Raw genomic sequence first — 18,953 nt, 5'->3', positions numbered from 1 at the left:
GTGTCGCCTCGGTGATCGCGCTGATCGTCTGCCTACTGCAGTCCCCGGGCGAGATCGCCGCCGACACCAAGCTGGATCTCACCGCCAACCCGCTCGGGTTCCTGGCGCGGGCGGCACACCTGTGGACGCCCAACGCGCCCATGGGCCAGGTCCAGAACCAGGCCTACGGCTACTTCTTCCCGCACGGCGCGTTCTTCGCCGTCGGCGACCTGCTGTCGGTGCCGCCGTGGATCGTGCAGCGCCTGTGGTGGGCGCTGCTGCTCGTCGTCGGCTTCGTCGGCATCGTGCGCGTCGCCGAGGCCCTGCGCATCGGCTCCCCCGCATCCCGCGTCTTCGCCGGCATCGTCTTCGTCCTGAGCCCGCGCGTCCTCACCACCCTCGGCTCGATCTCGTCGGAGACGTTGCCGATGATGCTCGCCCCGTGGGTGCTGCTGCCGGTGATCCGGGCGCTCGACGACCCGGGCCTCGCCGGCGGCGGCACGGCGCGCCCGCTGTGGCGGGAGGCCGCGCGCTCAGCCGCAGCAGTGGCCCTGATGGGCGCCGTCAACGCGGTGGCGACCGCCGCGGCACTCGGGGTCGCGGCGGTGTGGTGGTTGCTGCACCGGCCCCGCGACGGCCGGTGGTGGCGGTTCGGGGCGTGGACGACGCTGGGGCTGGTCTTCGCGTGCGCCTGGTGGATCGTTCCGCTGCTGCTCCTCTCGCGAGTCAGCCCGCCGTTCCTCGATTACATCGAGTCCTCCCGGGTCACCACCGAGTGGACGTCGCTGACCGAGGTGCTCCGCGGCGCGAGCTCGTGGACGCCGTTCGTCTCCCCAGAACGCGTCGCGGGCGCGGTACTGGTCACCCAGCCCGCCGCGGTGCTCGCGACCGGGACCATCGCGGCCGCCGGTCTCGCCGGCCTGTGCATGCGGCACATGCCGTCCCGCGGGCGACTGGTGACCATCCTGGTCATCGGACTGCTGGTGATGTGCACCGGCTACGTCGGCGGTCTCGATTCGCCGGTGGCCGAACAGGTTCGCACATTCCTCGACGGGTCGGGCGCCCCGCTGCGCAACATCCACAAGTTCGAGCCGTTCGTCCGCCTGCCGCTGGTGCTCGGCGTCGCCCACCTGTTGGCGCGGGTCCCGCTGCCCGGCACCGCGAGCACGCGGGAGACGTTGTCGGCGTTCGCCCATCCGCAACGTTCACGCCCGGTGGCCGCGGCCATCGTCCTGCTGGTCGCGGTGATCGCCTCGGGATCGCTGATGTGGACCGGGCAGATCGCGCCGGCCGGCACCTACCGCGCGATCCCCGATCACTGGAGGCAGGCGGCGGACTGGCTGTCCGAGCACAGCGAACGTCCCGACGGCGCACCGCCCGCCCGCACCCTCGTGGTTCCCGGGGCCCCGTTCGCCGACCAGCTGTGGGGCCTCACCCGCGACGAACCGCTACAACCGCTCGCCGACGCCCCGTGGGCGGTGCGCGACGCCATCCCGCTGACCCCGCCCGGCGCCATCCGGGCGCTCGACGCGGTACAGCGCGAGATCGCCGCCGGGCGCGGCTCCCCCGGCCTCGCCGCCACCCTCGCACAACAGGGCATCGGCTACGTCGTCCTGCGCGCCGACCTCGACCCCGAGACCTCCCGATCGACGCGACCGCTCCTCGCACAGCAGGCCCTCGACACCTCGCCCGGACTGACCCGGGTCGCGACCTTCGGCCCGGAGGTCGGACCACCGAGCGTGCGAGGCGTCGTGCGCGACAACGGACTTCGCCCGAAGATGCCGGCGATCCAGATCTATGCCGTCGACCCCGACGGCCTCGAGGGCCCGATCTTCGACGGAACCGGCCCCCTCCTCGTCGACCGCAAGGGGATGACACGCGTCGCCGGCGGCCCGGAGGCCGTCGCCGAGCTCGCCGAAGTGCGCGCACGAGAAGGGCTTCCGCAACTCGGTCCCGTCCTGCTCGACGCCGACGCGAGGCGCGCCGGCATCACCGACGGCCCGCTCGTGGTCACCGACACCCCGGCCGACCGGGAGACCGACTTCGGCCGGGTCGACGACCACAGCTCCGCGATCCGGGCGGCCGGCGACCCCCGCCGGACCCAGAACGCCGCCCCGGACTACCCCGTCGACGGCCAGCCCCTCGTCCGCGGAGAGTGGTTGCTGGACAACGCCCCCGGCGAGGTGGAGGTGACCACGTCGGGATCGGCGTCGGACGCGGTCCAGCCGGGACAGACCTCGCCGGCGAACTCCCCCGCCGCCGCCTTCGACGGCAACCCGCAGACCGCGTGGGTCAGCGGCGGCCTCGAAGGCGCGGTCGGGCGGTGGCTGCGGATCGGATTCACCACGCCGCAGTCCGATCTCGCAGTCACCCTGACCACCGCGAAGGCCCTCGGCCCCGACGTCACCAGCGTCCTGGTCACTACCGAGGCCGGCAGCACCGTGGTGTCGGGCCTGAAACCCGGCAAGGCGACGACGGTGACCGCACCGAGCGGTCCCACGCGATGGCTCCGCATCCGCGCCCTGAGCACCGACGACGGCACGGCCGGAAACCAGTTCGCGCTCGGCGAGGTGTCGGTGACGAATCTGCGCACCTCCTCACCGCTTCAGATCCGGTATCGCGTCACCCTCCCCGACCTCGAGGCGGGCACGCCTGTCGCCCAGTGGCTGCTGTACTCCGAGCTGAACGGCCGCGCCTGGTGCGTCGACGACCCGGCCCGCGAGATCGTCCGGTGCGCACCGGGACTCGGGCTCTCACCGGAGACCGGGGCGGTGTTCACCCGGGCACTATCGGTACCCGAGGACACCACCGTCACCCCGACCGTCATCCTCCGCCCGCGCCCCGGAGATGCGCTCGACCGCCTGCTGGCGGAACCGGGTTCCCTGACGGCGACCGGACCTCGCCCGGTCGGCGACCCACGCGGCAACCCGGGCGCAGCCGTGGACGGCGATCCGGGGACCTCGTGGACCGCACCGCAGATCCCCGAGACCGAACGTGCGGCGGACGACTCCGACGAGCGCGACGAGGAGAGCGGGAAATCCGACGATAACGAGCCGACCCTGGTCGTCCGACTCCCGGCGAGACAACGCGTCGAATCACTGAAAATCCATGCACCGCAGGACTATCCGGCCAGGCCCACCGAGGTGTCGGTCGACCTCGGGACCGGTGAGCAGATCCGGGAGGTCGGGCGCGACGGCGTCCTGCGCCTCGATCCGGCGGTCACGGACCGGATCGTGATCACCATCCGCGAGCAGGCCGACCTGATCGACGTGAACAGCCTGGGATTCGCGACCCCGGCACCGCCGGGCATCGCCGAGGTCGAGGTGCTCCCCGCCCCGGCACCGCCCGCCGATCCGGACCGGGTGGTCGACATCGGTTGCGACGACGGCATCGGCATCACCGCGGCCGGACAGGTCGTCGGGGTGTCGGCGCGGACGACGGCCGGCGCACTGCGCAGCGGCGAGCCCGTCGTCGGAACTCCCTGTGCGAACGGCGAACTGCGCCTGCCCGCAGGTCGTCAGGAAGTGGCGGTCAACCCCGGAGAGGCGTTCACGGTCGACGCTGTGTCGCTGGTGCACGAGCCGCTGACGCCTGCGACCACGTCGGTGCCGACGGTGGCCGAGTGGGGCGCGACCCATCGTGTCGTCGACGTCGACGCCGGGCCGGAACGCCTTCTGGTGGTGCCGGAGTCGACCAATCCCGGCTGGATCGCGCGGCTCGACGGCACGGAGTTGTCACCGGTCGTCGTCGACGGGTGGCAGCAGGGGTGGATCGTGCCGGAAGGCGCGTCGGGACGGGTCGATCTCACGTACCGGTTCGATTCGCTGTACCGGTGGTCGATCGTCGTCGGCCTGGCGATGATGGCGGCACTGCTTCTCGCGGCGTGGTGGCCGTCGAAACGGCGGGTGGACGTCCCCGCACGGCAGACCCCAGCGCCCGGCCGGACGACTCTGATCGCAGCCGGCGCCGGAATTCTCGGAACGTCATGGCTGCTGGCAGGCTGGTGGGGGTTGGCGATCGGCGTCGTGGCCGGAATCGTCGCCGCCGCCATGCCGCACAGGGCCGGTGTGACGACGACCTTCGTCGCGATGATGGCGGCGACCACCGGGCTCGCCGCTGGCCCGTGGCACGCCGAGGGCGGCTACCACGGCTGGCAGTGGTGGGTTCAGTTGCCGGCGCTGGTCGCGGTGCTGATGACCTGCTGGCTCGTCTTCTTGTCGACCTGGGCCGCCCCATCGACCGATGACGCAGCAACCGATGACGCCGGAGATGCCGGCGCCTCGGCGGCCGTCCGCCTGCGCCGCCGCGCCTCCCGGTTGCGCAGCCAGTTACGCGCAGGCTCCTCGATGAACGCGTAGGACGCCGCGGAGATCCCGATCGTGAGTCCCAGCGTGAGGACCCACACGAGCACGGTGTCGCCGTTGAACGGCACGATCCCGAACAGGGGGAAGACCACGGCGAGGATCGCCACGTGCCAGATGAAGATGCCGTACGACCAGCGTCCGAGCGCCAACATCACCCGTGACGTCAGGAAGCGGAACGGGCCGGGGTTGCAGACGAGCGGCGCGAGGAGCGCGTAGCCGCACAGCCCGCCGAGCACCATCTTGGTGGCGAACTCGGTGTTGGTGACGTCGCCGAGACCGGTGGGGCCGGCCAGGCGCGTGCATGCCAGCCCGTACGCGACGGCCAGGAGTCCGAACATCAGCCAGCGGTTCGCGCTGATGCGGATCGCGAGGTCGAGCGCACGGCCGCGGGTCGCGCCGGGGGTGTCGAGGACGCCCGCGATCTCGGCCAGGATCAGTCCCGCGATGAACCAGGGCAGGTGGCCGAACACCCAGTTCTCGGTCTCGACGCCGTCGGCGACCGGCAGGGACGTGCCCACCCACGCCCACCCGAGGCTGAGGACGCCGAGCGCCATCAGGACGGGGATGCGCACCGAGACGCGCCGGCCGCGAAGCCGGAGCAACGCGAGCCCGATGACCGGGAGGAGTGCATAGAAGGTGACCTCGACCGACAGGCTCCACATCTGGGTGAGGCCGGCGGTCAGGGTGAGCGGCACGAAGACCTGGGTCAGCGTCAGGTTCGCCAGCCACACCTCCAGGTCGGCGCCCTGCGCCTCCGGCAGCAGCAGGAGCACCAGCACCACGACCACGAGGTAGGCGGGCCAGATGCGCACGACGCGGTGCCGCAGGTAGCGCGGGATGGACGGATGGCCCTCGCCGCGGTGCGCGGCGTCGACCCAGCCCCGCCAGAGCAGGAAGCCGGAGAGGGAGAAGAACAACGCGACCGCGAGGTCGAGGCGACCGAGCACGGGTCCGATCACCGGGATCTCCACCGCGCGGGTCTGGAAGGCCACGTGGGTGGTCAGCACTCCGATCGCCGCGATCGCGCGCATGCCCTCGAGCTGCGGATAGAACCGACGGGCCATGGCCGGCGTCGCGGCGGCGTCGGTTGCGGCGACTGCGTCGGTGCCCTTCGAGGCGACTGCGTCGATGCCCTTGGAGGCGACTTCGTCGGTGGCCTTGGAGGCGACTTCGTCGCGGGCGGGGTCGGTGCTGGTCATGCTGGTGACAGGGTAGCCGTGCCCCATCCACTACCCTCGCCACCATGTCTTCGGAGCCGTCCCCGGTGCAGTCCGGTCCCCGACGCTGGTCCGCCGCGGACCTGGCGGGACCGACGCTCATCTTCGTCGGCAGCTTCCTGATCGCGGTGACGATCGCCCTGCCCACGCTGCTCGTCGGCAATTTCCGCGAGATCCCCCTCAGCACCGACTTCACCACCGTCGCCACCGCTGAGGACGCCACCGTCCTCGATCGCTGCTCGCTGGCGACCCCGAGGGCCCGGACCGCCGGCGCCGACCTCGTCCGGCAGCAGCGCGTCGTCGCGGTGCAGCCGTCCGACTCACATCGCGTCACCCTGCAGGCCGGCACGTCGGTGCAGGCGGAGACGTTGAAGATCGACGACCGCGAGGTCGACCCGGAGGACCCGCGCCCGGGCAGCGAGGACGAGTCGGCGCAGCCGTGCAACGAGGCCACCATCGACGCGATCAAGGATCGGGTGACGCTCGACCGGGAGACCGCCGAACCGCAGCTCTCGTCGCGCGGGGCGTCGGAGATCCAGTACGACAGCGATCAGGCGCCCGTACTGGTCCCCGACCGTCGCGGCTTCACCTACCTGCTGCCCTTCGACACGAGCCTCTCCGACCACGAGTTCTTCGACCCCGTCACACGGACCACCGTGCCGCTGGCCTACGACGGCGAGACCGAGGTCGAGGGCAAGACCGTGGCCCGCTTCCGCGCCGAGGTTCCCGAGACCGACCTCGCCCGCGAAGCCCTCGGGCGGCCGGTCGGCACCGACGTCGTCATCACCCGCCCGGCGTCGTGGTTCGGGATCGACGGCCCCGCACGGGAACTGACCGCCACCCTGCGACACAAGGGTTCCTGGGACCTCGCCGTCGACGCGACGACCGGCACCATCGTCGACGCCACGATCGTCGTCGACGAGTTCTATGCCTTCCCCGACGGCACGACCGGCGTCCCCGCGGACTACCGGCTGCCGCACCTGCAGGCGACCTTCGCCTACGACGAGCAGACGCAGTCCGAGATGACGCGCCTCGCCTCGGATCTCACAACCCCGATCACCGTCTGGGGGCGTGTCGTGCCGATCGTCACCGGTGTGCTCGGTGTGCTCGCGCTGATCGCGGGCGCGGTGCTGATCAATCCGGCGTGGCTGCCGGAGCGGTGGCGGCGCACCGCGACCGGCTCCGCGCAGCACGACGCCTGAGGTCGCTCTCTCAGCTCACGACGCCGCCTCGGCGGCCAGGCGTCCGAGCGTGTCCTCGAGCTGGTCGCGGGAGACCAGCGGGAACCCGACCTGCTCGAGGAGCTTCTTGTCGGTGACCTTCGACCAGTCGTGGGTGTGCCGGACCAGGGTCTCGCCGGGCCCGAGGGACTCGAGTTCCCACACCCATTCCCATCCGGGCGGTTCGGTGCCGGCCGGGGTGGTCTTCCACGCCAGCAGCTTGTCCTTCGCGTAGCCGGTGACGTGGTTGTCGGTCTGGTAGTCGCCGCCCATGTGGTCGCCGGCCATGTTCATCGTGAACACCTGCCCGACCTTCTGGATGCGGTCGGCATGGTCGACGCCGCGGATGAACCCGGAGCCGTCGAGACGCTGATGCCGTTCGGGATTGGAGAGGATGTCGAACACCGCGTCGACGGGGGCCTCGATGACGCGTTCGACTGTGACCTGGGTGACTTCGTTGTCGCTCATCACACCACACTGCCGAAGGTCGGCTGGTGCGGCAACGTCCCTGGGCCGGCGGGGTGGATCCCGGCGGTCAGCGGGTGAGGGCCCACGTGACGGCCGCGGCGACCGTGACCGCCGCCGCGGCGATCGCCGCCACCCCGAGCACCGACCCGGCGAGGGTGAGGATGCAGATCACCTCGGCCGCCACGACCACCCAGGCGACGAACGCGACGCGGGTGCGGTCTCGTGCGATCGCCGACAACAGGACCACCTGCAGCACCGCGAGCGTCGCGCCGATGTAGGCGAACAGCCACAAGATGGGGACGAGTTCGTCGTAGCCGTCGCCGAACACCAGCGGCACCACCGGCCCGGCCGCCCCGGCGCAGAGGGTGAGCACCACTCCGACGGCGGCGACGACGGTCACCGCCTGCCGCAGCGACACCCGGGACCGGGCGGGGTCGGCCAGGCGGGGATAGAAGACGACGCCGATCGCCTGGGGCAGCCAGAACGCGACCTTGGTGGCGATGGCGCCGAGCGCGTACACGCCGACCGAGTCCGCGTCGAGGACCTGCGGGGAGAGCAGCAGGTCGACCGACGAGGCGACGATCAGGACCAGTTGCACCTGCGAGGCGCGGACGACGCTGAGCACGCCGGCCGGAGGGCCCTCGGCCCCGCCCCCGGTGGGGACACCCACCTTGCCGACGACCGCCCAGACCAGGACCACCGACGCCGCAGCACCGATCGTGCCGGCCAGCAGGCCGCCGGCCGGACCGGCGCCGGCGGTGAAGGCCCCGATGATGGGCACTGCCCGCAGAATCCCCACCACCGCGAGCACCCAGGACAGGGTGCGGAACTCTCCACGACCCTGGAGGATGCCCTGACCTGCGGCGATCAGCGCGAGGAGGGGGGCGGCCGCCAGCGCGGCGAGGGTCGTGAGGACCCCGGTCCGCAGCAGCAGGGCGACCAGCGGAGTGGCGACGGCGACCAGCGCGACCACGCAGAGCGTCGTCTGCACCCCGACGCGGCGGAGCCGGCGCTCGTCGTGGCCGAGGACCACCTCGCGGGCGATGACGTTCTGCAGGGCCAGTGCCGGCACCCCCAGGACGAGCATCGCCGACAGCAGCACGGCGAACTCGCCGTACTCGCTGACGTCGAGGTAGCGGGCGCTGGCCGTCAGGTGCACCAGGTACATGCAGACGTTGGCGACCATCGACCCGACCGCCACCGACCCCACGGCGCCGACGGTTCCCGATGACCGTCGACGGGCCGGCTGGGTCTGCTGCATGACCACAAGTGTGACGAGTCGGGCCGAGGATGCGTGAACAGGGTGGGATGCCCGCAGAGGGTGCTTTGCACCGTTCACTGTGCATAGGCGACGATGGGTGGCTGGAGAACCAGGACCGAAGCCGACGAGAGATACCGATGTACGACGAGAAGACCACCTACGACGCCGAGCCGACCGACGTCGGTTCGCGTATCGATCCGGTGCTGGCCCGTAGCTGGCTGCTGGTGAACGGTGCGCACTACGCCAAGTTCGAGCCCGCCTCGCGCTCGCGCGCCGACATCGTGGTCCTCGACATCGAAGACGCGGTCGCCCCCAAGGACAAGGTGACCGCCCGCGACAACGTCGTGCGGTGGATCGGCCCGAAGGACGGTTCCGGTCCCGGCGCCGGCGACTGGGTGCGGATCAACGGCTTCGGCACCCCGTGGTGGGCCGACGACCTCGCGGCCCTCGCCGAGACCGCCGTCGGCGGTGTGATGCTGGCGATGGTCGAGTCCGTCGACCATGTCACCGAGACCGCCAACCGGCTCCCCGGCCTGCCCATCGTCGCGTTGGTGGAGACCGCGCGCGGGCTCGAGCGGATCAGCGAGATCGCGTCGGCCAAGGGCACCTTCCGGCTCGCCTTCGGCATCGGCGACTTCCGTCGCGACACCGGTTTCGGCGACGACCCGCTGACGCTCGCCTACGCCCGGTCGCGATTCACCATCGCCGCCAAGGCCGCTCACCTGCCGAGCGCGATCGACGGGCCGACGGTCGGTTCGAGCGCACTCAAGCTGAGCGAAGCCACCGCGGTCAGCGCGCAGTTCGGCATGACCGGAAAGATCTGCCTGACGCCGGCCCAGTGTGCGCCGGTCAACGAGGGACTCTCGCCCTCGCAGGACGAGATCACCTGGGCCAAGGAGTTCTTCGCCGAGTTCGAGCGCGACGGCGGCGAGATCCGCAACGGCTCCGACCTGCCGCGCATCGCCCGCGCCACCAAGATCCTCGACCTCGCCCGCGCGTACGGCATCGCCGAGTCGGAGTTCGACGACGATCCGGTGCACGCGCCCGCCCCGTCGGACACCCACCACTACTGACGGTGGCTCCCGCACGGCTCCTCCCGGCGCTCTACCTGGTGAGTGCCGTGGCGGCCGTGGCGATCCTGGCGCCCGTGCTGCCGACGCTCGCCGGCGCCGGCCCGGGGTATCTCCTGTACCGGGACGCGGTGTCGACGCCGCGCACGCACGTCACCGACACGACGCTGGGGATCGGCGACCTGCCGCCGCGGGCGGTTCCGCAGGACTGGTTCGTGGCGATGGCGTCGTCGGTCGTCGACGGCGGGGTGGTGGTCGTGGCGATCCTATTGGCCTCGCTGGTGTTCGCCGGCGTCGGCTACGGACGTCTGGCATCGCGCCTGGTCCCGGGCTCCGGTCGGGCCGGCGCCGTCGCGGCCGCGCTGGTGGCGATCTGGAATCCCTATGTGGCCGAACGTCTTCTGCAGGGCCACTGGAGCCTGCTGGCCGGATATGCCGCGCTGGGATGGATCCTCGTCGCGGCGATGGAACTACGAGATCGTCCTGATCTCACACGGTTCGCACAACTCGGCGGCCTGCTGGCCGCGGCCGGACTCACCCCGACGGGGTCGGTGCTGGCCGGGCTCGTGCTGGCGGCGGCGCTGATCGGACGACCGGTCGGTGCGCGGGCGACGGCGATCGCGGCGGCGCTGTGGCCGGCGAGCACGGCGCCGTGGACGCTGACCGCGGTGATCAGCGACGCGGCCACGACGTCGAATCCGGCGGGTGTGGAGGCCTTCGGGCTGCGCCCCGAGCCGGGGCTCGGTCCCGTGGGGACGGTGTTGTCACTCGGCGGGATCTGGAACGCCGACGCGGTGCCGTCGAGCCGGACCATCTGGTGGGCGGCGGTCGCGACCCTGTGCCTGCTGATCGTCGTGTCGGCCGGTGTCGTGTTCCTGTGGCGCCGACGTGCGTCACTCGATCCGCTCGTGCGAGCCCTCGGCCTGCTGTCCGCGGCGGTCGCGGTCCTGTTGGTGCTCAGCACGTTCGGTCCGGGGCAATGGGTGCTGGAGGCCGCGGTCGAGCACGTCCCCGGAGCCGGCCTGTTCCGGGACACGCAGAAGTTCGCCGCTCTCCTCGTCCCCGGCGTCGCGGTGGCGGTGGCGGCGGCGGTCACGGCGGCCGGTCGGCGGGTGCCGTCCGGTTTCGCACTCGCGGCGGTCACCCTGCTCGTCGTCGCGCCGCTCCCCGACCTCGCCTGGGGCGTCGGCGGTTCGGTGCGTTCGGTGGGCTACCCCGAGGACTGGGCGACCGTCGCGGAGCTGGTCCCCGCGGATCAGGGAGCGGTCGCGCTGTGGCCGGCGGACACCGTGCGGCAGTACGCCTTCGCCGACGAGGTCTCACTCGATCCCGCTGCGCGGATGCTGCGGGCGCCGGTCATCGAATCGGGGGAACTCAGCGTCGACGGCGAGGTCGTCGACGCGCCGAGCGAACGTGCCGCCGCGGTCGCCGCGGTGCTTGAGTCCGGCGGGTCGCCCGCCGAACTCGCCGCGCTGGGTGTGGGTTGGGTTCTGGTCGAGAACGATTCGCCACCGGCGCTACTCGCCGAGGAGGGGCGGCTCGTCCATGACGGCGAGGATCTCCGGCTCTACCGGATCGACGCCCACGCAGACCGTTCGGCGGACGGGTCCGACCGGGCACTCGCGATCGGAGCGCACCTCGTCTGGGCGGCGCTGTTGGCGGCGGGGATCGTGGGCGCGGTGGCCGCTACCGCGAGAGCACCGCGTCGAACGTCTCGATGAAGCCGTCGCAGGTCGCCTCCCAAGAATAGCGCCCCGCCTTCGCCTGCGCGTTGCGCCCGAGGCGCTGCGCCTCGTCCGGATTGTCGATGAGTTTCCTTGTGGCACTGACCAGTTCGTCGACACCGTCGACCAGGAGGCCGGTGTTCCCGTCGTCGATCGAGTCGAGGAGTCCGACCGAACTGCGGTAACCGATGGTCGGGACGCCGTGCTGGGCGGCCTCGATGACCGCGAGGCCCCACCCCTCCTTGCGGGACGGCATCAGGTGGACATGCGCCTGCGACAGCAGTTCGTGCTTGCGGGACTCACTGACGTGGCCATGGAAGACGACCGCGTCGGTCACGCCGAGTTCAGCTGCGGCGGAACGGAGTTCGTCGGCCCACCAGCCGCCGCCGATGACGTCGAGATGCACGTCGAGACCGGAGCGCCGCAGCTGCGAGCAAACGGTGAGCGCATCCTCGACCTGCTTGTGCGGCACGAGGCGCGACAGCACGCACAGTCGCACGGGACCGTCGGTGGAGACGCCCGATGCGAGTGCCGCGTCGCCGGGAATCGGGTCGACGCCGTTGCGGACGACGGAGATGCGCTCGTCGTCGACGCCGAGTGCGACGAGCTCGTTCTTCGACGGCGTGGACACCGTGACGTATCTGTTGCGCCGATGCACCCGCGGCGACAGCCGCGACTCGATGAACCAGCCGACCCGGCCGAGCGCACGACCGGCGACCGGCCACTGTTCGCGGTGGCAGTGGTGGACCAGCACCACCGTGGGGGCCGGGGCGACCAGGGTCGCGAAGAACGGGACGCCGTTCTGGGTGTCGACGACGACCTCGGGACGGATGCCCTTGAGCGGTCCACGGCCGAGCCGGCCGGCCAGGATCGTCGCCAGCATCCGCGGGTAGACCGTGATGCGACCGCCGGCGCGGACGAACCGCATGCCGTCGCGTACCTCCTCGGATGCCGCGCCGGGGTAGGCCGAGGTCAGAAAGGTGACGCGTGCGCCGCGTCGGGCCAGCTCGGCACCGACGCGTTCCAGATAGGTCTCACTGCCCCCGCCCTGCGGGTGGCGTGTGTCCCGCCAGCACAGGAGCAGGACATCGGAAGGTACGCGCATCGCACGACAGCCTACCGCCAGGTAACCGCGGGTCATGCCCGGACCGGCCCGGCGACGGAACCGGCCCGGCCTCGGCGCGACGCGACGAGACCGACTCCCAGACGTCGATCCGGCCGTGCGACGTCGAGCGAGGTCGCACCGTCGAAACGACGTCTGCCGGTCAACGACAGGCACGAGCCGAGCGCGCCGGACCGCCACGACTAGAGTGACCCGACGATGACCACGAACTCCGGCCGCACGCGGATGGCCCGGCTCGCGACCCTGCGCCGCGCCGCGGGCCTGCTGAACGACTTCCGGTACGAGCAGTCCGACCCCGCCCGCTTCTATGGCGCCCTGGCCGCCGACACCGCCGACATGGTCGAGGCATTCGTCCCCGACCTCGACGGCAAGGTGATCCTCGACGTCGGCGGCGGGCCGGGGTACTTCGCGGACGCCTTCCGGGCGCGCGGCGCGCACTACATCTCGGTCGAGCCCGACCCCACCGAGATGCACGCCGGGGGTCTCGAACACCGTGGGTCGGTGCGCGGTTCCGGCCAGGACCTGCCCTTCGGCGACGGCTGCATGGACATCACCCTGTCGTCGAACGTCGTCGAGCACACGTCGAAACCGTGGGAGATGGCCGACGACATGCTGCGCGTCACCCGCCCCGGCGGCGTCGTGATCATCAGCTACACGCTGTGGTGGGGTCCGTTCGGCGGTCACGAGATGGGCCTGACCCACTACCTCGGCGGGCACCGCGCCGCGCGCCTGTACACCAAGCGCCACGGCCACCCGCCGAAGAACCTCTACGGGACGTCGTTGTTCGCGGTCAACGCCACCGACGGCCTGCGCTGGGCACGCACGGCGTCCGACCGTGCCGAGCTCCTCGCCGCCTTCCCCCGCTACATCCCGCGCTGGATGTGGTGGGTCATGCGGGTTCCCGGCGTGCGCGAGGTTCTCGGCACCAATCTGGTCCTGGTGCTGCGGAAGAAGTAGGGCCTACTCCTCCGAGAGGTCCGCGCTGCAGGAGAGCGTGCCGCCGTTGCTGGTGGCGGTCGCGAGCTGCTCGCCGTCGGCGATGATGCTGCACGTCACCGGCCCGCGGATCACGATCGCCTGCAGGCTCGCCTTGGTGCCCGAGAGCTTCACCCGCTGCGACCACGGCGAGCCCGTGGCCGCGATGACCGTCGGCGGGCCGTCGCCCTTGGAGAAGCTCAGCGCGACGACATCCCCGTTGCCGGTGAGCTGGTAGGTGACCGTGCCCGAGCGCGGCGTGGTGGTCGGGCTGGAGGTCGTCTGCGTCGTGGACGTGGTCGTCGACGTCGAACTCGGGGTGGTCTGCTCGCTGGTCGAGGTGGTCGTCGACGAGTCCCCGGCCGCCGTCGGCGAGTCGTCACCGCCGCTCGACCGGCTGATCAGCACGACGACCAGCGCGAGGATCACGACCGCGGCCAGGGTCACCAGCACCAGGCCGACCGTGCGGCCCGACGAGCTCTTCGGCGGTTCGCCGCCGCCCTGCGACCCGGCGTACGGGTCGGCGCCGTACGGCGCGGCACCCGTGTACCGGGGATCGCCGTATTGGGGGCCTCCGTACTGGGGGTCCCCGTATCGGGGCTCGGTGTACTGGGGCTCGGTGTACTGGGGCTCGGTGTACTGGGGCTCGGTGTACCCGGGGCCCGGGAACGGCGCGGTGCCGGGCGGCTCCGGGTACGGCTCGCCCTGCGAGTAGGCCTGCGACGGGGGCGCCGACGGGTCGTAGTCCGGATCGAACTGCCGGGTCGCCGGCGGCTCGTCCTGCGGATCGTTCGGATCGCCCTGGGGTGGTCGCGTCATGCGGTCGATTCTGTCATTCGGATCCTGAAACGGGCCTGTGACCGCGCAGCCCGGGCACAACCCGGGCCGCGCGACTCAGCGGTCGGCCATCGCCACCCCATCACAGGACGGCCATCGCCCCCTATCACAGGACGGCCATCGCCCCCCTATCACAGGTCGGCTATCGCCTCCAGGGGCCCGGTGCGGGCGGCGCGGACCGCCGGCCACAGCGCCGCGAGCACACCCACGACCGCCGAGGCGACCAGCGTGATCACGATCAGCGTCCACGGGATCACCGGAGCGCCCAGGCCCCACTCCGCCAGTGTCCGGACCAGCGCCACGCCGATCAGCGTGCCCAGCACGACGCCCACCACCGCGCCGAAGATCGAGATGAGCACCGACTCGAGGTAGATCGAGCGTCGGACCTGGCCGCGGACCATGCCGATCGCGCGCAGCATGCCGATCTCGCGCTTGCGCTCCACGACCGACAGCGCCAGCGTGTTGATGATGCCGAGCACCGCGATCAGCAGCGCGAGGCCGAGCATTGCGTAGAGGACACCGAGCATCTGGTCGATCTGCGACGAGATCTGACCCTTGAACTGCTCGCGGTCCTGCACCTGCACGGTCAGGAACGCGGCGGTGGCGTCCTCGAGCCCGGTCCGCAACGCATCGAGGTCGGCGCCGGGCTCACCCTTGACGAACACGGTGACGTCGAACCGCGCTGCGGGCGGCACGAGCCGGTCGTAGGCGGCCGCGCCGATGACCCACGGCTGCAACGCCTCGTTGTCGGCGTAGACGCCGGCGATGGGGACCTGGACCTCCGCACCGGTGGCGGAGGTGAACGTCAGCACCTGGCCGCGCTCCCACCCCTTCGTCGTCGCCGTGCGGTGGCTGATGAGCATGCCGTCGGCCGGCAGGTTCGACGACGCGCCGTCCTCCATGTCCATGATCGTCACGTCGTCGAGTCGTCCGCCGAGCGCCGCGAAGCCCTGCTCGGCCTTGTCCTCGACCTTGGCCTGCACCACCCCGAAGGACACGACCTCGCCGACACCCGGCACGCCCTGCGCGGCGGCGCTCACGGCCGGAGGGATCGGCTGCTGGTTGGTGCCCGTCAGGATGTAGTCGGCGGTGATGCCGGCGTCGATCGCATCGTCGACCGTGCCCTTGAAGGACTGGCCGAGCGTGCCGATGATCGCCACCAGCATCAGGCCGAGAGTGAGGGCGAACGCCGTCGCGGCCGAACGTCGGGGGTTGCGGACGGCATTCGTGCGTGCGAGGCGACCGATGGCGCCGAACGGGGCGCCGATGATCCGGCCCAGCGCACCCACGAAGGGGCGGGACGCGGCCGGACCCACCAGGACGGCGGCCAGCACCGCACCGGCGGCTCCCAGGCCGACCGTGATGGCCGGCCCCTTGCCCTCGCCCGTCGCGCCAACGACGATCGCGACGATCGACGCGATGCCGATCACCGCGCCGGCGATCGTGCGGTAGCGCAACGACGCCGACCCCTCGGCGGCCGACGCCCGCATCGCCTCCACCGGCGGCACACGGGCGGCCCGCACCGCCGGCACCCAGGCCGAGATCATCGTGACCACGACGCCCACGAGGATGCCCGCGAGGATCGCACCCACCCCGACGTCCAGGTCGCCCTGCGGCAGGCCCGACGTCGCGGCGGTGAACGCCTTCAGCACGGCGGCCAACCCGATGCCGATGCCCAGGCCGAGCACGCCGCCGATGATGCCGACGATCAGCGCCTCGAACAGCACCGACCGCGACACCTGCTGCCTGCTCGCACCGACCGCTCGGAGCAGCGCGAACTCGCGATTGCGCTGCGCGACGATCATCGAGAAGGTGTTGTAGATGATGAACGTGCCCACCACGAGGCCGATCGCGGCGAACGCCAGCAGGATGTACTGGAAGATCTGCAGGAACTCGTTGACCTGCTCCTTCTGGTCCGCGCGGACCTCGTCGCCGGTGCGCACGTCGTAGAGGTCGGCGGCCGGGCCGAGCGCGCCGATCACCCGCTCTTTCAGCTCGTCCGGCGTCACCCCCTCGACCGCGGACATGTCGACGGTCCCGACGTGCTTGCCGTCGGTGAACAGCCGCGAGGCGGTGGCGGCGTCGAACTGCGCGTTGACGTACCCGCCGGTGGAGGTCGGCAGGTCGATCAGCCCGACGACGGTCACCTCGAGCGGGGCGGCGTTGCCCTGCCCGATCACGACCTTGGTCTTCGATCCGACGTCCAACCCGGCCGAGTCCGCCGCGGACTTGTTCAGCGCGATCTCACCGGCGTTCTCGGGTCCCCGGCCGCCGGGGATGATGCGCGACTCGTCGGGGTCGAGGGCCTCCTGCGGCGGAATCCAGGTGGAGCCGATGCTCGGCGCGCCACCGGTCTGGATCGCCTTGCCGGCCGAGTCGGCGACCGTCACCAGGCCGGAGTTGTTGACGACGATCTTGTCGATGCCGAGCTGCTCGCGCTGTGCACGCAGCTGGTCGACGACCTCGACGGGCACACCCGGCGACTGCCGGTCGGCCGGGGTCACCTCGACGGCGACTCCCTGTGCCGCGCTGTCGAAGATGTCGTTGAACGCCTTCGAGATCGAGCTCGTGAACACGATCGAGCCGACGACGAATGTCGTGCCGAGGACGATCGAGAAGAGCGTGAGGAACAGACGGAGCTTGTGCGCCCGCAGGTTTCGGAGGGAAACCCGGCGCATCACCGATGACGACGCCACGGCTCAGAGGGTTCTGGCGGACTCGGCGGCGGTGGCCGGCTCGGTTGCGGGTGCGGGCACGTTGTCGAGGTTCTTCATGACCTCGAAGACGTCGTCGGCGCTCGGGCGCGACAACTCCTGCACGATCTGGCCGTCGGCGAGGAACACCACGCGGTCGGCGTAGGACGCGGCGCGCGGATCGTGCGTCACGATGACGACCGTCTGGCCGAACTCGTCGGTCGCGGCGCGCAGGATCGACAACACCTCGCCCGACGACCGCGAGTCGAGGTTGCCGGTCGGCTCGTCGCCGAAGATGATGGCCGGCTTGCCGATCAGCGCGCGGGCGCAGGCCACGCGCTGCTGCTGGCCGCCGGACAGCTCGCTGGGAAGGTGACCGAGACGATCGGTGATGCCGAGACGGTCGACGACCGCGTCGAACCACTCGGTGTCGACGGTCCGGCCGGCGATGTCGGCCGGAAGGGTGATGTTCTCCTTCGCGGTGAGGGTCGGGACGAGGTTGAAAGCCTGGAACACGAACCCGATCCGGTCGCGGCGCAGCATCGTCATCGCCTTGTCGCTCAGCGCGGTCAGGTCGGTGTCCCCGATGTACACCCGGCCCGAGGTGGCGACGTCGAGACCGGCGAGGCAGTGCATCAGCGTCGACTTGCCCGACCCCGACGGCCCCATGATCGCGGTGAACTCGCCCTCGCGGAACGTGATGGACACACCTTTGAGGGCCTCGACGGCCGTTTCGCCCGATCCGTACCGCTTGACCAGGTCCTCTGCACCCGCAGCCAGTCGATGGTTCGGCGTCCCGGCGTCGCGGGAGGCCGCATCAGTCGTCGTCATGCCCTCAACGGTGCCAAATCCGCGGCCGAATGGCCATCAGGTGAGTCCCTGACTTGACCCTGAAGCGACATTTGTCTCGATCGAGGTCTCTCGGGAACCCATCGGCCGCCGGGCGCTGCACGAACGCTACTTGGGGAGCTGCAACTCGAACGAGTGGACGCGGGTCGGCGATCCGGCGGTCTGCGACACGACGAGCACCGTCCGGGACCGGGCCTTGGCGAACGGGGTGTCGGGGTGCCAGTTGCCCCAGGCCAGCCCCGACATGTCACCGGCGGCCAGTCGCGGCGTCGCCGCGGTGCTGAAGACGCGACGCTTGGTCATCGCCTTCTCCTTGCCCGTCAGCTTGTGCTTGCCGGCGACGCCGGTGGCGCCACGGGTGGTGGCCCAGTAGATGCTCGCCAGTCGACCGGCGCCGCGTTCGAGGACGAGGAAGTCGGTGCCGTTGATCGCCAGCACGTCGGCGGCGACCTTGTCGGCGTCGGTCCGATAGACGAACTCGCGGTTGGGCTTGCCGAAGGTCAGCAGGCGTGCCGAGGTGCGTGCGTCCTGCTTGAGGCCGCCCGCGGTGATCACCGAAATCTGCCCCTGGGGGCCGACGGCGAGGCCGGTCAGGCCGCGCTGGCCGGCAACCCCGGACTTCGCCGCGGGGCGCCATGCGGCAGGCAGCGGCAGGTCGCGGATGAACTGTCCGATCGGACCGATCTGGCGGACGAACTGATTACCGCCGCCGCTCACGACGGTGTAGCCGCCGTTGCTCTTGCGGATGCCCTCGAACTGGGCGGTGCCGGGCAGCTGCGGGATGAACCAGGGACCGAGGACGGTTCCCCCGCCGGTGATGGCGGGGGAACCGACGAACGATGCGGTCTCCGAAGAGTACCCGATGTGCGCGTCGAAGAACCTCGGCGGCAGGGCGTCCTCGGCGATGAGGACGTACCGGCCGTTGCCGGTCCGGTCCAGTCCGGTGATCTGGTTGAACGTCGGGACGAAGGTTCCGAGCGACGTCGAGTCCGTGTAGAACGCACTGACGCCGGCACCGGAAGCCGGTGTGGCGGAAGCGGGTTGGACTCCGAGTGCCGAGGACAACCCCAGCACCAGAGCTCCGGCGATCGTGGCCCCCCACAGGCGTGGTCTCATGAGGGGCACGATACCTCACGCGTCACATCAGCCACATGTCGAACCGACGGACCGGTC

At 71.2% G+C, this 18,953-nt stretch carries 12 protein-coding genes and 1 pseudogene; 5 read left to right on the top strand and 8 right to left on the bottom strand.

What is annotated here, in order from left to right:
• The first annotated feature begins 11 nt into the window (after nt 1-11).
• Nucleotides 12-4,337 (top strand): DUF3367 domain-containing protein, encoded by a 4,326-nt coding sequence (locus tag E1P53_RS14145; protein ID WP_131734688.1) that lies wholly within the window; start codon nt 12-14, stop codon nt 4,335-4,337.
• Between the two features lie 59 nt (nt 4,338-4,396).
• On the opposite strand, the pseudogene E1P53_RS14140 reads toward E1P53_RS14145, so the two are convergent.
• A pseudogene (locus E1P53_RS14140) lies at nt 4,397-5,374 on the bottom strand (acyltransferase family protein); the annotation flags it as partial.
• Between the two features lie 212 nt (nt 5,375-5,586).
• On the opposite strand from E1P53_RS14140, the gene pgfA reads away from it, so the two are divergent.
• The gene (gene pgfA / locus E1P53_RS14135) at nt 5,587-6,762 is read left to right on the top strand and encodes a cell envelope lipid trafficking protein PgfA (protein WP_131734687.1); all 1,176 of its coding nucleotides are present in this window, start codon (nt 5,587-5,589) and stop codon (nt 6,760-6,762) included.
• Between the two features lie 15 nt (nt 6,763-6,777).
• On the opposite strand, the gene E1P53_RS14130 is transcribed toward pgfA, so the two are convergent.
• Together E1P53_RS14130 and E1P53_RS14125 are read right to left on the bottom strand one after the other, a co-directional pair.
• Nucleotides 6,778-7,248 (bottom strand): SRPBCC family protein, encoded by a 471-nt coding sequence (locus E1P53_RS14130; RefSeq protein ID WP_040526673.1) that lies wholly within the window; start codon nt 7,246-7,248, stop codon nt 6,778-6,780.
• A 67-nt stretch (nt 7,249-7,315) separates the two neighbouring features.
• Nucleotides 7,316-8,509 carry a lipopolysaccharide biosynthesis protein gene (locus E1P53_RS14125; RefSeq protein ID WP_131734686.1) on the bottom strand — a complete coding sequence of 398 codons (1,194 nt, stop codon included), beginning with the start codon at nt 8,507-8,509 and terminating at the stop codon, nt 7,316-7,318.
• 137 nt (nt 8,510-8,646) lie between these two features.
• Here E1P53_RS14125 and E1P53_RS14120 point away from each other — a divergent pair, with 137 nt between their 5' ends.
• On the top strand, nt 8,647-9,582 hold the full coding sequence (locus tag E1P53_RS14120) for an HpcH/HpaI aldolase/citrate lyase family protein (RefSeq protein ID WP_006900192.1): 936 nt from the start codon (nt 8,647-8,649) through the stop codon (nt 9,580-9,582).
• Between the two features lie 2 nt (nt 9,583-9,584).
• On the top strand, nt 9,585-11,300 hold the full coding sequence (locus E1P53_RS14115; RefSeq protein WP_131734685.1) for an MmpA family trehalose lipid delivery protein: 1,716 nt from the start codon (nt 9,585-9,587) through the stop codon (nt 11,298-11,300).
• Here the strand turns inward: E1P53_RS14115 and E1P53_RS14110 are convergent.
• A complete protein-coding gene (locus tag E1P53_RS14110) occupies nt 11,266-12,408 on the bottom strand; it encodes a glycosyltransferase family 4 protein (RefSeq protein WP_006900194.1) in 1,143 nt (380 codons plus the stop codon). The two genes, E1P53_RS14115 and E1P53_RS14110, sit on opposite strands and share 35 nt — an antisense overlap.
• Before the next feature lie 216 nt (nt 12,409-12,624).
• On the opposite strand from E1P53_RS14110, the gene E1P53_RS14105 reads away from it, so the two are divergent.
• Nucleotides 12,625-13,383, top strand: coding sequence for a class I SAM-dependent methyltransferase (locus E1P53_RS14105; RefSeq protein WP_006900195.1), 759 nt, complete (start codon nt 12,625-12,627; stop codon nt 13,381-13,383).
• 3 nt (nt 13,384-13,386) lie between these two features.
• Here the strand turns inward: E1P53_RS14105 and E1P53_RS14100 are convergent, their stop codons facing one another.
• The 4 genes from E1P53_RS14100 to E1P53_RS14085 all read right to left on the bottom strand — a co-directional run bounded on the left by E1P53_RS14100 (nt 13,387) and on the right by E1P53_RS14085 (nt 18,896).
• On the bottom strand, nt 13,387-14,220 hold the full coding sequence (locus E1P53_RS14100; RefSeq protein WP_131734684.1) for a hypothetical protein: 834 nt from the start codon (nt 14,218-14,220) through the stop codon (nt 13,387-13,389).
• 149 nt (nt 14,221-14,369) lie between these two features.
• Nucleotides 14,370-16,916 carry an ABC transporter permease gene (locus E1P53_RS14095; protein ID WP_131735330.1) on the bottom strand — a complete coding sequence of 849 codons (2,547 nt, stop codon included), beginning with the start codon at nt 16,914-16,916 and terminating at the stop codon, nt 14,370-14,372.
• 21 nt (nt 16,917-16,937) lie between these two features.
• Nucleotides 16,938-17,762, bottom strand: coding sequence for an ABC transporter ATP-binding protein (locus tag E1P53_RS14090; protein ID WP_131734683.1), 825 nt, complete (start codon nt 17,760-17,762; stop codon nt 16,938-16,940).
• A gap of 126 nt (nt 17,763-17,888) precedes the next feature.
• On the bottom strand, nt 17,889-18,896 hold the full coding sequence (locus E1P53_RS14085; protein WP_040526691.1) for an esterase-like activity of phytase family protein: 1,008 nt from the start codon (nt 18,894-18,896) through the stop codon (nt 17,889-17,891).
• Nucleotides 18,897-18,953: the final 57 nt, after the last annotated feature.

Source organism: Gordonia paraffinivorans, from assembly GCF_900683595.1.
GTDB classification, from domain to species: Bacteria; Actinomycetota; Actinomycetes; order Mycobacteriales; family Mycobacteriaceae; genus Gordonia; species Gordonia paraffinivorans.
The sequence above is the reverse complement of the archived record's forward strand: the minus strand, read 5'-3'. Positions and strand labels throughout refer to the sequence as shown.

What these genes read in the sequence shown, in the direction of transcription:
- pgfA (WP_131734687.1), top strand. Translation starts at nt 5,587, where the DNA reads ATGTCTTCGGAGCCGTCCCCGGTGCAGTCCGGTCCCCGACGCTGGTCC.
- E1P53_RS14130 (WP_040526673.1), bottom strand. Translation starts at nt 7,248, where the DNA reads ATGAGCGACAACGAAGTCACCCAGGTCACAGTCGAACGCGTCATCGAG.
- E1P53_RS14125 (WP_131734686.1), bottom strand. Translation starts at nt 8,509, where the DNA reads ATGCAGCAGACCCAGCCGGCCCGTCGACGGTCATCGGGAACCGTCGGC.
- E1P53_RS14120 (WP_006900192.1), top strand. Translation starts at nt 8,647, where the DNA reads ATGTACGACGAGAAGACCACCTACGACGCCGAGCCGACCGACGTCGGT.
- E1P53_RS14110 (WP_006900194.1), bottom strand. Translation starts at nt 12,408, where the DNA reads ATGCGCGTACCTTCCGATGTCCTGCTCCTGTGCTGGCGGGACACACGC.
- E1P53_RS14105 (WP_006900195.1), top strand. Translation starts at nt 12,625, where the DNA reads ATGACCACGAACTCCGGCCGCACGCGGATGGCCCGGCTCGCGACCCTG.
- E1P53_RS14100 (WP_131734684.1), bottom strand. Translation starts at nt 14,220, where the DNA reads ATGACGCGACCACCCCAGGGCGATCCGAACGATCCGCAGGACGAGCCG.
- E1P53_RS14095 (WP_131735330.1), bottom strand. Translation starts at nt 16,916, where the DNA reads ATGCGCCGGGTTTCCCTCCGAAACCTGCGGGCGCACAAGCTCCGTCTG.
- E1P53_RS14090 (WP_131734683.1), bottom strand. Translation starts at nt 17,762, where the DNA reads ATGACGACGACTGATGCGGCCTCCCGCGACGCCGGGACGCCGAACCAT.
- E1P53_RS14085 (WP_040526691.1), bottom strand. Translation starts at nt 18,896, where the DNA reads ATGAGACCACGCCTGTGGGGGGCCACGATCGCCGGAGCTCTGGTGCTG.